Annotated in this window: 15 protein-coding genes; 8 read left to right on the forward strand and 7 right to left on the reverse strand. The window is 57.8% G+C overall.

The annotated features are described in order from the left end of the window. Nucleotides 1-70: 70 nt before the first annotated feature. Both ACR0D9_RS05115 and ACR0D9_RS05120 read left to right on the forward strand, forming a co-directional pair. A complete protein-coding gene (locus ACR0D9_RS05115; protein WP_480537930.1) occupies nt 71-649 on the forward strand; it encodes a YqaA family protein in 579 nt (192 codons plus the stop codon). Further along, nucleotides 646-1116 (forward strand): disulfide bond formation protein B, encoded by a 471-nt coding sequence (locus ACR0D9_RS05120; RefSeq protein WP_480537932.1) that lies wholly within the window; start codon nt 646-648, stop codon nt 1114-1116. The genes ACR0D9_RS05115 and ACR0D9_RS05120 overlap by 4 nt, the downstream gene beginning before the upstream one ends. Here the strand turns inward: ACR0D9_RS05120 and ACR0D9_RS05125 are convergent. After that, entirely contained in the window at nt 1113-1700 is a 588-nt protein-coding gene (locus ACR0D9_RS05125) for an HNH endonuclease (RefSeq protein WP_480485548.1), read from the reverse strand. The two genes, ACR0D9_RS05120 and ACR0D9_RS05125, sit on opposite strands and share 4 nt — an antisense overlap. A gap of 213 nt (nt 1701-1913) precedes the next feature. On the opposite strand from ACR0D9_RS05125, the gene ACR0D9_RS05130 reads away from it, so the two are divergent. Both ACR0D9_RS05130 and ACR0D9_RS05135 read left to right on the forward strand, forming a co-directional pair. Beyond that, nucleotides 1914-2519 carry an rRNA large subunit pseudouridine synthase E gene (locus ACR0D9_RS05130; RefSeq protein ID WP_480537934.1) on the forward strand — a complete coding sequence of 202 codons (606 nt, stop codon included), beginning with the start codon at nt 1914-1916 and terminating at the stop codon, nt 2517-2519. A gap of 32 nt (nt 2520-2551) precedes the next feature. Continuing rightward, nucleotides 2552-2977, forward strand: a complete 426-nt coding sequence (locus ACR0D9_RS05135; RefSeq protein ID WP_480537936.1) for a VOC family protein — start codon at nt 2552-2554, stop codon at nt 2975-2977. A 43-nt stretch (nt 2978-3020) separates the two neighbouring features. On the opposite strand, the gene ACR0D9_RS05140 is transcribed toward ACR0D9_RS05135, so the two are convergent. Then, nucleotides 3021-3686, reverse strand: a complete 666-nt coding sequence (locus tag ACR0D9_RS05140) for an alpha/beta hydrolase (protein ID WP_480537938.1) — start codon at nt 3684-3686, stop codon at nt 3021-3023. Next, nucleotides 3683-4315 (reverse strand): DNA-3-methyladenine glycosylase family protein, encoded by a 633-nt coding sequence (locus tag ACR0D9_RS05145; protein WP_480537940.1) that lies wholly within the window; start codon nt 4313-4315, stop codon nt 3683-3685. Before ACR0D9_RS05145 ends, ACR0D9_RS05140 begins: the two co-directional genes overlap by 4 nt. 97 nt (nt 4316-4412) lie before the next feature. Here ACR0D9_RS05145 and ACR0D9_RS05150 point away from each other — a divergent pair, with 97 nt between their 5' ends. After that, nucleotides 4413-5639 carry an MFS transporter gene (locus ACR0D9_RS05150; RefSeq protein WP_480537942.1) on the forward strand — a complete coding sequence of 409 codons (1227 nt, stop codon included), beginning with the start codon at nt 4413-4415 and terminating at the stop codon, nt 5637-5639. Here the strand turns inward: ACR0D9_RS05150 and ACR0D9_RS05155 are convergent, their stop codons facing one another. From ACR0D9_RS05155 to cysS, 3 genes are read right to left on the reverse strand one after another with little or no spacing between them, the layout of a single operon-like run. Beyond that, on the reverse strand, nt 5640-6416 hold the full coding sequence (locus tag ACR0D9_RS05155) for a squalene/phytoene synthase family protein (protein ID WP_480481667.1): 777 nt from the start codon (nt 6414-6416) through the stop codon (nt 5640-5642). It lies immediately after the preceding gene. A 2-nt stretch (nt 6417-6418) separates the two neighbouring features. After that, nucleotides 6419-8053, reverse strand: coding sequence for a citramalate synthase (gene cimA, locus ACR0D9_RS05160; protein WP_480485540.1), 1635 nt, complete (start codon nt 8051-8053; stop codon nt 6419-6421). After that, complete coding sequence (cysS, locus tag ACR0D9_RS05165; protein WP_480485538.1) at nt 8053-9450, reverse strand: cysteine--tRNA ligase; 1398 nt, start codon at nt 9448-9450, stop codon at nt 8053-8055. The genes cimA and cysS overlap by 1 nt, the downstream gene beginning before the upstream one ends. A gap of 210 nt (nt 9451-9660) precedes the next feature. Between cysS and ACR0D9_RS05170 the strand changes: the two genes are divergently transcribed. Together ACR0D9_RS05170 and ACR0D9_RS05175 are read left to right on the forward strand one after the other, a co-directional pair. Next, nucleotides 9661-10005, forward strand: coding sequence for an MmcQ/YjbR family DNA-binding protein (locus tag ACR0D9_RS05170; RefSeq protein WP_480472937.1), 345 nt, complete (start codon nt 9661-9663; stop codon nt 10003-10005). Nucleotides 10006-10061: 56 nt separating this feature from the next. Next, nucleotides 10062-11246 (forward strand): pyridoxal phosphate-dependent aminotransferase, encoded by a 1185-nt coding sequence (locus ACR0D9_RS05175; protein WP_480537944.1) that lies wholly within the window; start codon nt 10062-10064, stop codon nt 11244-11246. Between the two features lie 6 nt (nt 11247-11252). Here the strand turns inward: ACR0D9_RS05175 and ACR0D9_RS05180 are convergent, their stop codons facing one another. Continuing rightward, nucleotides 11253-11771, reverse strand: a complete 519-nt coding sequence (locus ACR0D9_RS05180; RefSeq protein ID WP_480485535.1) for an outer membrane protein — start codon at nt 11769-11771, stop codon at nt 11253-11255. 414 nt (nt 11772-12185) lie between these two features. On the opposite strand from ACR0D9_RS05180, the gene ACR0D9_RS05185 reads away from it, so the two are divergent. Beyond that, the gene (locus ACR0D9_RS05185) at nt 12186-13730 is read left to right on the forward strand and encodes a trimethylamine methyltransferase family protein (protein ID WP_480537946.1); all 1545 of its coding nucleotides are present in this window, start codon (nt 12186-12188) and stop codon (nt 13728-13730) included. Nucleotides 13731-13778 lie beyond the last annotated feature (48 nt).

Genomic DNA, 13778 nt, shown 5'->3' on the forward strand with positions numbered 1-13778 from the left:
TGCGATGGTTGACGGGCCGTCAGGTGCGTGGTTTGGCTTTCCCGGGTCGAGAACGGGATTTGAGTGCTAAATGTTGCGATCGCTTTATGACTGGACAATTCGTCTGGCGGAACACCCTCATGCGCTGTGGGCGCTGGCCGTAGTGGCTTTTGTCGAAAGCTCGTTCTTTCCAATCCCCCCCGACGTTCTGATGATTCCGATGATCCTTGCGCGCCCGTCGCGCGCCTGGCTGATTGCAACTGTTGCTCTGGTGGCTTCGGTTCTGGGAGGGATGCTGGGCTATGCGATTGGTGCGTTTTTCTATGAAAGTCTGGGGCAGCCCATTCTTGAATCCATGGGCAAGGCCCATGCGATGGAAGAATTCAACACCCGCTTCAACGATTTCGGGTTCTGGGCGGTCCTGGCCGCCGGAGTGACGCCTTTCCCGTACAAGGTCATCACCATCATGTCCGGCTGGACAGGAATGCCGCTTGGGACATTCATCGCAACGTCGATACTGGCACGAGCGCTCAGGTTCTTCCTTGTTGCGGCCTTGCTTTGGCGCTTTGGCGAGCCGATCCGTGAATTTATTGAAAAACGCTTGGGGCTGATGTTCACCTTGTTCATCGTCCTCCTGTTCGGCGGCTTCCTGGTGGTGAAATACCTATGACGAGACGTTCACAACTTATCGCACTGGCAAGTCTTGGGTCCCTGGCCCTTCTGCTGGCAGCTTTCGGCTTTCAATATCTGGGCGGCCTTGCCCCCTGTAAAATGTGTATCTGGCAGCGCTACCCGCATGGGGTCGCAATCGCGATTGGCGTTTTGGCGTTGGCCTTACCAAGGCTAAGTTTCCTGCCCCTCTGTGGCGCAATGGCCGCCGCCGCCACTTCGGGCATCGGGTTCTATCACGCCGGCGTTGAGCAGGGGTGGTGGGAAGGTCCGACCAGTTGCACATCCGGCAGCATCACTGGGATGTCGAATGACGATCTGTTCGATCAGATTATGTCCGCGCCTTTGGTTCGCTGCGACGATATTCCGTGGGAAATGTTCAACATCTCGATGGCTGGGTGGAATGCCATTGCCTCGGCTGTTCTGGTGCTGATCTGGCTCGCGGCGTGGAAGTCAGAGCGGGCCTAGAATTCGTCCAGCTCCGCGTCCCAATACAGAAAATCGATCCAGCTTTCGTGCAAGTGATTGGGGGGGAATTTCCGACCAACATTGCGCAGTGCTTCGGCGTCAGGCTGGCGCGGCGGCTTACGCAGGTTCATTCCTGCCTGACGCAGTGATTTCGACCCTTTGCGCAGGTTGCAAGGGCTGCACGCCGCCACAACGTTCTGCCAACTGGTCACCCCGCCAGCGGCGCGTGGCACCACATGATCAAAGGTAAGATCACCGCGACTGCCACAGTACTGGCATCGGAACTCGTCCCTCAGAAATAAATTAAAGCGCGTGAAGGCCACGCGCTTTCTGGGTTTTACATAGTCTTTCAAAACAACGACCGAAGGTATTCGGATCTGCGTACTCGGGCTGCGAACCACTTCGTCGTATTCGGCCACGATGTCGACCCGATCCAGCCAAGCGGCCTTGATCGCCTCTTGCCAGGGCCACAGGGACAACGGGTAATAAGACAGGGGGCGATAATCGGCGTTCAAAACCAATGCGGGATGATGCTTCAGCGCACCAGGCTCCCTGACAAATTCGGTCCTGAAGTCTCCGTCCATATCAGAATCGCTCCTCGCTCTGCTCTGCCTGTTTTTGACATCAGAGCGGGGAACACCCGCCCCGGCCTTAGTATAACTATATATCGTGTTAATACTCTGACAAGCCCTGATTTTCCACAATATGTCGCAAACTGGGTAATGCGAATCTGTAACAAGCGCATGACAGTTATCCACAGCTTGCGCGGGGTGCACTCTTCGGGGTATGCGCACGTCATGTCCTGGTTCATTCGCTTCAACAAACCTTATGATGTGCTGCCGCAGTTCACCGACCGCGACAATGCGGATACTCCGCGCAGTACACTGTCCGATTTCATCGATCTGCCCGGGGTTTATCCCGCCGGTCGACTGGACCGTGACAGCGAAGGTTTGATGCTGCTGACTGACCACGGCAAGTTACAGGCGCAGATCTCGGACCCCAAGCACAAGATGGCAAAAACCTATTGGGTTCAGGTCGAAGGTATTCCGGACGAAACCGCCCTGAAAGCGCTGCGAAACGGCGTAGAGTTGAAAGACGGCCTGACCCGTCCGGCGAAGGTGCGGCAGATCGACGAGCCGGACGACCTGTGGCCCCGCACCCCGCCAATCCGCGAACGCGAGACTGTACCAGACAGTTGGATAGAACTGTCCATACGCGAGGGCAAAAACCGTCAGGTGCGTCGAATGACGGCCGCCGTGGGCCTGCCGACCCTGCGCTTGATCCGCTGCCGCATCGGTGACTGGACATTGGACGACCTAGCACCGGGCCAGTGGGACAGTCTGCCCATGCCATCCCTGAACACCACACCGCAACGAAAACGCGACCGTAGACCGCGCCGGTGACATACCCTGCACTGATCTGCTAAACTCGGGTCATGAAACTAACTCCCGGAATACCGGCCCCTTCGGCGATTCTGGAAGCGTCGCTTTATGTCGATGATCTGGACGCAGCGGAACAGTTTTACGGCGAAGTACTGGGCCTGGAACGCATTCAGCGTGTCGCCGACCGCCACGTGTTTTACCGAATTGGCGGATCGGTCCTGCTAATCTTTAACCCGGAACAGACGGAACAACCGCCCCTCAACCCGGACATGCCTGTTCCGCCCCACGGCGCCCGTGGTGCAGGACACGTGTGTCTTGTACTGACCCGTGATGAAATCGCAGTGATGCGCAAGCACCTTCTGGACTGGAATGTCCCCGTAGACGCAGAGTTTGACTGGCCCGGAGGCGCGCGTTCCTTGTACGTGCGCGACCCGGCCGGAAACTCAATCGAATTTGCGGAAGCGCATCTTTGGTCTTGAACCCATACAAAACGACCGTGTTCCGCTGAACTGACCTTACTGGCTAAAGGCTCAGCTTGTCGCGCATGAAGGCCAGAGCCACACTCAGCCCGTCCGGGGCGATTCCGTGCCCGGTGCCCTTCATGACATGGGCATAGACCTCTTTGAAACCGGCGGATTGCAGGGCCTCTGCCGCTTCGGGCAAGGATTGCGGCGGGACGACGTCGTCGGCATCGCCATGCACCAGCAATACCGGCATCCGGCTGACGGTTTCGTCTGCCAGAAGGTCCGCCTCTAGCAAACGGCCTGAGAAAGCGACAATTCCGGCCACGGGGTCTTCGCGGCGGGGCGCGACATACAGGCTCATCATCGTGCCCTGGCTGAAACCAAACAGGACAATCTGTTCTGGCAACAGGTCTTCATCCACCATCAGAGCATCCAGAAAGGCGTTGAAATCCTCGACCGCCATTTCCATGCCCCTGCGCGCCTCTTCCTCAGACGACCCGTCAATCCAGGGAATCGGAAACCACTGAAAACCATTGGGCATTCCGGGGATCTGCTCGGGCGCGTCCGGGGCCACGAACAACGTGTCGGGCAGATGTTCACCCAGCGGGTCGGCCAAACCCAGCAGATCGGCACCGTTTGCGCCATAGCCATGTACGAACACCACAACCGAGCGCGTGTCGCCCGAAACAGGCTCTTTCCGGAGCGCATTCAAAACCCGTGTCATCTGATCCCTTCTCTTTGCTTTGCAACCCGGTAATAGGCCCACAGCACCCGCGCCGCAACCGAGCGCCATGGCGACCAGGCCTCGGCCATCTTGCGCAGTTCTTTATCTGTTGGGCGGTTGGGCAGGTCATAAAGGATGCGCGCGGCCTCTTGCAGCGCCAGGTCGCCGGGGGCGATCACATCAGCGCGACCAAGCGAGAACATGGCGTATATCTCCGCGGTCCAGACGCCGATGCCAGACACTTGCGTCAACGTGGCCACAACTTCTGCATCAGGAGCATCACGCAACGCTTTGTAATCTATACGCGCTTCTGCCAGAGCCTTTGCATATCGGATCTTCTGACGGCTTAACCCTACGGCCCGCAGATCGTCATCCGTTGCCCACATGATCTTTCGCGGACCCGTCAATTTGGCATCTTGCAGGCGTTTCCATATTGCATTGGCCGAAGCCACACTGACCTGTTGGCTGACAATGGCACTCAGCAACTGCGCGAACCCGTCGGGACGGCGACGTAACGGCAATGGGCCAGTCTGTTCCATTGCATAGGCCATGCGCGGACAGCTCTGGGCCAGCCAGTCGGCCCCTTCCGCCACACAATCCGGCGTTTCGATGATGCGGCCAACGGGCATCTGTTCTCCCTGCTCGGTTGTCACTGGCACGTTAGGCGCATGTGCCGCAGATGCAACCGGCTTGTGCCGCAAACACTTAGCCGATAACCATTCCGCCATGACCATGATCTCGACCCTTCCCGATGACCGTCAGGCCAAACGTAACGTTGCTGTTTTGGTGGCGGCGCAGGCCATTCTGGGTGCGCAAATGCCAATGATGTTCATCGTCGGAGGGCTGGCGGGTCAGTCGCTGGCGACCAATCCCTGCCTGGCGACATTGCCCATTTCGCTGATTGTTCTGGGATCAATGCTGGCAGCCACGCCAATCTCGGCCATCATGCAAAAATGGGGGCGTCGGGTCGGGTTCCTTGTTGGCGCAACATCCGGTGCGTTGGGCGGGCTGATCGGAGCCTATGGCCTGTTCCTTGGCTCTTTCCCCGTCTTCCTTGTCGGCAGCCTGCTGACCGGCATCTACATGAGCGCGCACGGGTTCTATCGCTTTGCAGCGGCAGACACCGCATCAGACGATTACCGTCCAAAAGCGATTTCCTATGTCATGGCCGGTGGGCTGGCGGCCGCCATAATTGGCCCGCAGATCGTCAAGCTCACATCAGAAGCCTATGTCATCCCGTTTATGGGCACCTATCTGGCCGTCATTGGGATCAATGTTCTGGGGTCCGCCCTGTTCTTCTTTCTTGACATCCCAACGCCTGCAAAACCCACCGACACCGAGCCCAAGGGGCGGTCGCGACTGGAGTTGCTGAAAACACCCCGCATCGCCGTGGCCATCATATGTGCCATGGTATCTTACGCGCTGATGAATCTTGTGATGACCTCAACTCCGTTGGCCGTGGTGGGTTGTGGTTACTCGGCCAATGACGCGGCTGACATCGTCACCAGCCACGTGCTGGCCATGTATGTGCCCAGTTTCTTTACGGGTCACCTGATCGCCCGGTTTGGCATCGAAAGGATCGTGGCGCTGGGTCTGGCGATTCTTGCAGCCGCTGGACTGGTCGCCTTGCAGGGCGTTGATTTAGGGAACTTTTTCGTTGCTCTCATTCTTCTTGGTGTTGGGTGGAACTTTGGCTTTATCGGCGCGACCACGATGCTGGCCGCATCGCATGAACCGCAGGAACGCGGTCGGATGCAGGGTCTTAACGACCTGCTGGTGTTTGGCGGAGTGACTATGGCCTCGCTGGCTTCGGGTGGATTGATGAACTGCTCGGGCGGTTCCCCGGTCGAAGGGTGGACAGCAGTCAATCTTGCTATGATTCCGTTGCTGACATTGGCAGGCGGGGCCCTGTTGTGGCTGGTTCTGCGACCGGCCGACCCGGAACGGGCCTGATCACCAGCGCCCGCTGCCCGCAGTCCACATCAAGGACAGCCGTTGCTGTATTTCTCCCGGAACAAGATCACCGGAGGCAACACGTTCTGGGCTAGCTATTGCTTGCTTCAAAATCCGTTCGGCCAACCACCCGGAAAATAATGCTGGCCGTGCCTCGGCCGAAATCTCAGCCCGATGCGATCTGGCTTTTTGCAGGCGATTTAATGCGGTTCCGGCCAAGGCACGCACCCCTTCAGGGGTACCGTCCAAAAGCGGTATCCGCCCGCGTTGTTCCAGTTCAGGAATAGCCCTGAGCCAGTTCGCCACCCCAACCGCATATCCAAAGTCACGCAACACAGTTTCATCGGCCACCCCCAGCGCCTGGGCTGATGCAACAACCAATGAGCCCGTGCTGTGATCGATGTAGGCGTCAAAGTGCTCCTGATCCTCGAACGGATCACGATATATATCCCAACGCCTTACGGCCACATATTCATCCAAAACACCAGCCAGATGGGGCGAAAGAACCTGTGACAAGGGTGTTACTACCTCGTGCCGCCGTACGGTTGCCCCTTCAGCAATTTCCTGTAGTGCGTCACGCCACCATTGCAGCCGCATCTCGGCGATCATCGGCTCTTGCGTCACCCAGGGCGCGCGGGCAACTTCGACGTTTAACGCGTAAATCGGGAATAGGACTGCACGGTCTGCCACCGGTGCAGCCATCGCAGCGCGGAAACGATCTGGATCAGCCCGTTGCACAAGTTCCGCGCAGGCCTTGACGTCTTGGTCAAAGACCACGCTCACTCGGCTGCTGCCTTTTTCGGATCACAATCGCGCACCAGTTTCCATTGAATCGCATCCAGAAGCGCCTCGAAAGACGCATCGACTATATTCGCGCTGACGCCCACGGTGGACCAGCGCCGCCCCTGCCCGTCTTCGCTGTCGATGATGACACGCGTGACCGCTTCGGTGCCGCCTTGCGTAATCCGCACCTTGAAGTCGACCAGACGCATATCTGACAACACCTGTGAATACTGGCCCAGATCCTTGGCCAAGGCTTTGGCTAGGGCATTCACCGGCCCCCTGTCGCTGCCTGACTCGTCCATGGATTCGCTGACAGACAGCTTCTTTTCACCATCCACTCTTACGACAACAACGGCCTCGGACAGGCTGACCATCTTGTTGTATTTGTTCTTACGCCGTTCAACGGTGACTTTGTAACGCTTGACCTCGAAGAACTCAGGCAATTGACCCAGCTCTTCCCGCGCCAGCAGTTCAAAACTGGCCTGAGCGGTGTCATAGGAATATCCATCCGCCTCGCGGGCCTTTATCTGGTCAAGGATGCGGCCAAGTGCGGGGTCACCTGCCTCAACACGCAAACCAGCCTCGGTCAAACGCTTGCGCAGGTTTGACTGACCAGCTTGGTTCGACATCGGAATGATGCGGGCGTTCCCGACGCTTGCGGGGTCCACATGCTCATATGTCGATGGATCCTTGAGGATCGCGCTGGCGTGCAGTCCGGCCTTATGCGCAAAAGCCGACGCCCCGACATAAGCCGCCTGCTTGCTGGGCACCCGATTCAGGACATCATCCAGCATCCGGCTGATCCGGGTCAAACCAGCCAAAGCCTCACGGCTGACACCAATATCAAACTGCGACGCATAGGGTTCCTTCAACAACAGCGTCGGGATCAAAGCGGTCAGGTTCGCATTGCCGCAACGTTCGCCCAAACCATTCAATGTACCCTGAATTTGCCGTGCACCGGCCTCAACAGCAGCCAGAGAACAGGCAACGGCATTTTCGGTATCGTTATGGGTGTGAATGCCCAGCCGATCACCGGGCAGCCCGGCTGCGATCACCTCGGATACAATCCGCCCGACCTCGGACGGCAAAGCGCCACCATTTGTGTCGCACAGGACAACCCACCGCGCGCCAGCCTCAAGCGCTGCGCGACAAACATCCACGGCATATTCCGGATTGTCCTTGTAGCCGTCAAAGAAATGTTCCGCATCAAACAGCGCTTCTCGCCCCTGCGCGACGATATGCGCGACCGAGGCGCGCACGTTCTCCGTGTTTTCTTCCAGTGAAATGCCAAGCGCGTGGGAGACGTGATAATCATGCGACTTGCCGACCAGACAAACAGCCTGCGTTCCCGCATTCATCACCGCAGCCAGCACATCGTCATTCTCGGCTGATCGTCCTGCGCGTTTGGTCATGCCGAATGCCGTCAACCGGGCCGCGGTTTTCGGAGCCACCTCGAAAAACGCGCTATCGGTCGGGTTGGCACCGGGCCAACCGCCTTCGATGTAGTCCACGCCCAAAGTGTCCAGCGCCTGCGCGATCTGCACTTTTTCTGCGGTCGAAAACTGCACGCCCTGCGTTTGCTGCCCATCGCGCAGGGTTGTGTCGTAGAGGTAGAGGCGTTCCTTAGCCATCAGACCTCCTCCAGCTTGGCAGCATCAAAACCGGCGCCGGGCACCAGTTCGACACTGTCCTTGCTCATTCGAACCTCAAGCCCCGCCGCTACATATGCTGCCTTCAAGCGATCAACTTCTGAGAAGTCCTTGCTTTGCATCGCGATTTCGCGTGCCTTCGCTAAACGGTCCGCATGAGAGGTCAAATCGACAGATGCGGTATCTGCCCAGTCGCTCATCTCAGGTAAAAGCAAACCCAGCAGTTGCGCACTGGCCAGCAGACCTGCGGCGTCACCGTCTGAAGCCAGACGATAAAGCTCGCTCATGGCACCTGCCGTATTCAGATCGTCACTTAGTGCTGCGATGACTTCAGGTGCCGCGCTGGCTGCGGGCTCGATGCCCGCTGTCAGCGCCCGCCACTTGCGCAGCGTCGCCTCGGCCTCACGCGCCTTCTTCTCGGTCCAATCCATTGGCTTGCGATAATGCGTCTGCAGAAAGACGAAGCGGATTACCTCGCCCGGCACACCCTGCTCCAACAGATCATGCACGGTAAAGAAATTGCCCAGCGATTTGGACATCTTCTTGCCCTCAACCTGCAACATCTCGTTGTGCATCCAGACCCGCGCGAACTCCCCATGCGGGTGAGCGCATTTGCTCTGGGCGATCTCGTTTTCATGATGCGGGAACATCAGGTCATTGCCACCACCATGGATATCAAAGCTCTCGCCCAGCAATTCATAGCTCATGGCCGAGCATTCGATGTGCCAGCCCGGACGTCCCCGGCCCCACGGGCTGTCCCAGCCCGGGAGATCATCAGTCGAAGGCTTCCACAACACGAAATCCATCGGGTTTTTCTTGTATGGCGCGACCTCGACCCGCGCGCCCGCAATCATGTCATCGACCGACCGGCCAGACAGTTTGCCATAGCTATCTTTCCAGCTGTCGACCGCGAACAGAACATGACCTTCGGCGGCATAGGCGTGACCCTTGGCAATCAGGTCTTCGATCATCGCGATCATCTGGGCGATATACTGGGTCGCGCGTGGCATCTGGTTGGGTTCCAACGCTCCCAACGCGCCCATGTCGTGCAAGTACCAATCGATGGTCTCGTCCGACCGCTCCTGCACCAATTGCTCAAGCGTGCCTTCTGCGCCCGCCTGTTTGCGCGCCAATGCCGTTGCGTTGATCTTGTCGTCCACGTCGGTGAAGTTGCGCACATAGGTCACGTGCTCTGTGCCATAGACATGGCGCAACACGCGGTAGAGCACATCGAACACAACCACCGGGCGGGCATTACCCAAATGGGCACGATCATAGACCGTTGGGCCACAGACATACATCCGCACGTTTTCAGGATCGATCGGTACGAAGTCTTCCTTCGTCCGCGTCCGTGTGTTGTGCAGCTTGATCGTCGTCATCGGTCGGGCTCCTAAGAAACAGTAAAGGCTTACGCGTTGGCGCGGGCTTAGCAACTTGTCTCAGGGATGAAAACGAAAGAAACCGGCCCGCTTGATAAATCAGCAGGTAATAATGATGCAGGTCACCGGGTTCATGGGACATCGGTTAGCATGGGATCATTCCCAAGCCAAGTGTTGAGTTTGCCATCCCCGTTCGGCACAGTGCCGAACATGGACCGAGATTTCGTCAATTCCATCTGCAAAACGCTGCCCGGCGCTGAACTGTCCGATCCCTGGGGCGGTGGCCATGACGCCTGGAAAATTGGTGGCAAAATGTTCGCCTGTATCGGGATCGCAAATGACGGTGTTTCCGTAAAAACGCCCGATATCGAAACGGCGCAGATGCTGATAGACACCGGGATCGGCGTAAAAGCCCCCTATTTCCACCGCAGCTGGGTGCGTCTTCCGTTTGACACCGGTGCAGACGAAATGCGCCATCGTTTGACTGTGTCCTATGACCTTGTCCGCGCATCATTGACCAAAAAACTTCAGGCCTCGATAGCGCCGCGAAGCTGATTGACAAACGTCCGCCGCTCTGCCCCATTCAGCGCAGAGTAACCGGGGCCCTTGTCATGGAATTGTCCAAGCGCATCACGCAGATCACCGGCGGCAGCGACGGGTGGGAGGTGTTCAATCGGGCCCGACGGATGCTGAATGAAGGGCATGCTGTGACAGAATTGACAATCGGCGAGCATGACGTTCGTACCGACTCGTCGATCCTGCACGCTATGGACCAGTCGGCCCGCAACGGTCACACCGGTTATGCCACGGTGCCCGGAACAGATTTGCTGCGCGATACGGTTGCTACCCGGGTTCAGTCCCGCACAGGTATCCCAACGACGCGCAACAATGTACTGATCACGCCCGGTGGGCAGTCCGCCCTTTTCGCCGCGCATATGGCGGTGTGCGATCCCGGCGACACCGGGCTGTATCTGGACCCGTATTATGCCACCTACCCCGGAACGATTCGCGGTGCCGGGGCCATTGCCCGCGCTGTTCGAACCACCGCAGAAGATGCATTTCAACCGCGCGCAGACTTGATTGATGCGGCGGCGGAAGGCGCGGTTTCGCTGTTGATCAACACACCGAACAACCCGACCGGAGTGGTGTATTCCCGTCAGTCACTTGAAGCCATTGCCGATGTTTGCCAACGCCGTGACCTGTGGCTGATATCAGACGAAGTCTATGACACCCAGATCTGGGAGGGCGAGCACCTGTCCGCCCGCGCGCTGCCCGGAATGGCCGACCGTACCTTAGTGGTTGGATCAATGTCCAAATCACATGCCATGACCGGGTCCCGATGCGGGTGGATCGTTGGTCCGGAATACGTGATCCGCCACCTGATAGATCTGGCTACTCATACAACTTATGGCGTTCCGGGGTTCATTCAGGACGCGGCCAGCTTTGCACTGACCGCAGGACAGGAACTTGAAAACAAGATCGCCGCGCCATTCCGTCGCCGCCGTTCATTGGCGATAGACGTATTGGCGGCACAGAACACAGTGGGGCTCATCCCGGCGCAGGGTTCTATGTATCTGATGCTGGATATACGGGCGACCGGGCTGACGGGCGAAGGGTTTGCGAACGCCCTGCTGGACACTCATGCGATTGCCGTCATGCCGGGCGAAAGCTTTGGCAAAGCCGCAGCGGGGCACATTCGGGTTGCCATGACCGTGGATGATGAGAAATTTGTCAGTGCCTTGAGAACCCTGTGCATGTATTCAGCGCAGCTCGCCAAGCGACACGCGGCTGAATAGCCGCATCTAAAACCGAAATGTCGTACGCAGGTTGAAAACATTGGTGTCCAGACTGCCGCTGGATCGGGTGACATCGTCGAAATTCTGCCGCAGCGCTTCACCGCTGATAACGAAATTCTCGCCAATCGGATAGGCCAATCCGATTCCGTAAACCGCGGCCGTGTCACTGTCGACCGACGTATCAGCCCGCGCCGCGCCTACGACCACGTATCCCAGAGCGTTACCGAATTCATATCCGCCACGCAGTTTCAAGCTGGTCATGCTGTCGAGACTGCCCTGAGACTGGCCAAGGTTCAGGGACAGCCGGTTATATTCCAACTCACCGCCCAGAACGAAGTTCCCAAAGTCCTGATCATAGCCCAGATGCGCACCAAAGGCCGTATCATCGCCATTCGCACCGCCCGGACCGTCGGCATCTGCAAATCCAAAACTGAACCCTGCATACCCGCCAGTCCAATCCTCAGCCGCAACAGGGCTAGCTCCGGCGATCAATATCGCAACAACAAGGACGGAAAAAGGGTTCATAGTCGGGCTCAATGCAACACCGCTCTGGTTTCGATCAGAGGCATGACTTCAATTCAATCTGTGACCTGCTGGTCATAATTCAACTCCGCTCAGCAGACCTTGGAAGTAAGTGAATGCAGTATAACAGATTTCTTCCAAAACGGGTGAAAATCTCGGCGTTTGGTTCTCTGACCCCATAAGCCGTGAGAATTGTCCATATGAATAATCATCAAAGGTCGCAAATAGAACAGATTGTGTCGCCGCGTTTTGGAATTGTCGCGCAAGATGTTGAGGGGCAAAATGGCAGACGACGACTGGAAAATCAGCCTGATCAGCCGCACCATTGGGGCAGATCGCGGCCGTGCCGCACGGGGACGGCCGTAAAGGTGTGCTTGCTGACACCTTAAGACATCACTCAACGACCGGATTCTTGAAATGAACGACCAACCCCGCAATTCATCGCGCAGTGGCGGCCGCGCCGCGCGCCGTGCTGCCCGTGCAACCGCACTGCCCGAGCACCTGCGACCTGTCCGCCCCGGAATGGAAGGCGGCGTCCTGAATGTACTGACACAGGCGCAGATCGAACGCATCCACGAAGCAGCACTGACCGCGCTTGAAACCATTGGCCTGGCGGACGCCCCGCAAAGTGGCATTGACTATCTGGTCGGTGCAGGCTGCACCTTGGGCGACGATGGCCGTATCCGTTTCCCGCGTGCCCTTGTCGAGGACACGATTGCTAAGGCGAACCGCTCGGTCACTTTGTACAGCCGGGATGGAAACACCGATCTGGAATTGTCCGGCACCAAAGTGCACTACGGTACGGCCGGAGCCGCCGTGTCCATGGTTGACGTGCACGGTCGGGAATATCGTCATTCCACCGTGCAAGATCTGCACGATGCCGCACGTATCTGCCAGCAGCTTGATAACATTCACTTTGTGCAACGGCCAATGGTTTGTCGTGACATCGCCGACAACCTCGAAATGGACCTCAACACGATTTACGCCTGCTGTTCGGGGTCCTTCAAACATGTCGGGACATCCTTCACCGAGCCAAGCCACGTCGCTCCGGCGATGGAGATGATCTATATGATTGCGGGCGGTGAAGACAATTTTCGCGAGCGGCCCTTCGTTTCGAATTCGAATTGCTTTGTTGTTCCTCCAATGAAATTCGCGACAGAAAGCTGCGAAGTGATGGAAGCATGCATCAAGGCCGGAATGCCAGTCTTGCTGCTATCTGCCGGTATGGCCGGAGCCACAGCGCCGTCAACCATCGCCGGTGCGATCACGCAAGCAACTGCGGAATGCCTTGCGGGATTGGTTTATGTTAATGCCGTAAGTCCCGGTGCTCCGGCGATTTTTGGCACCTGGCCGTTTGGTCTGGACCTGCGAACCGGTGCCATGTCGATCGGTTCAGGGGAACAGGCCCTTCTGACCGCCGGATGTGCCCAGATGCACCGGTTCTACGACCTTCCAGGCGGCGCTGCGGCTGGCGCATCAGATTCGAAACTGCCCGATATGCAGGCTGGCTGGGAACAGATGTGTTCGAATGTCATGGCAGGTCTGTCCGGTCTGAACATGGTATACGAGGCGGCCGGGATGCATGCCTCGTTGCTGGGGTTCTGCCTGGAAAGTCTGATCCTCAGCGATGATTTGATCGGACAGGCGCAACGCTGTGTACGCGGGATCGAAGTGACGGATGACACGCTGGCACTGGATCAAATGGCGGCGGTATGCATGGGCGGCCCAGGCCACTATCTGGGGACTGACGCAACGCTGAGCCGGATGCAGTCAGATTACGTCTATCCGACATACGGAGATCGCTCCTCACCGAAAGAATGGGTGGAGCTTGGCAAGCCCGATCTGGTGGAAAAAGCCGTAGCAAGGAAAGAGGAAATCCTTTCCACCCCTTCCCCAGCAAGGTTCGACCCGGTTCTGGACGCCGAACTTCGGAAAAAATTCAAAATCCATCTTCCCGCTTAAGGTGATGGAAAAGGCGGCCCGAAAGGGATCGGGCCGCCTGTTCATACA

The organism is Ruegeria sp. AK11 (assembly GCF_056541095.1).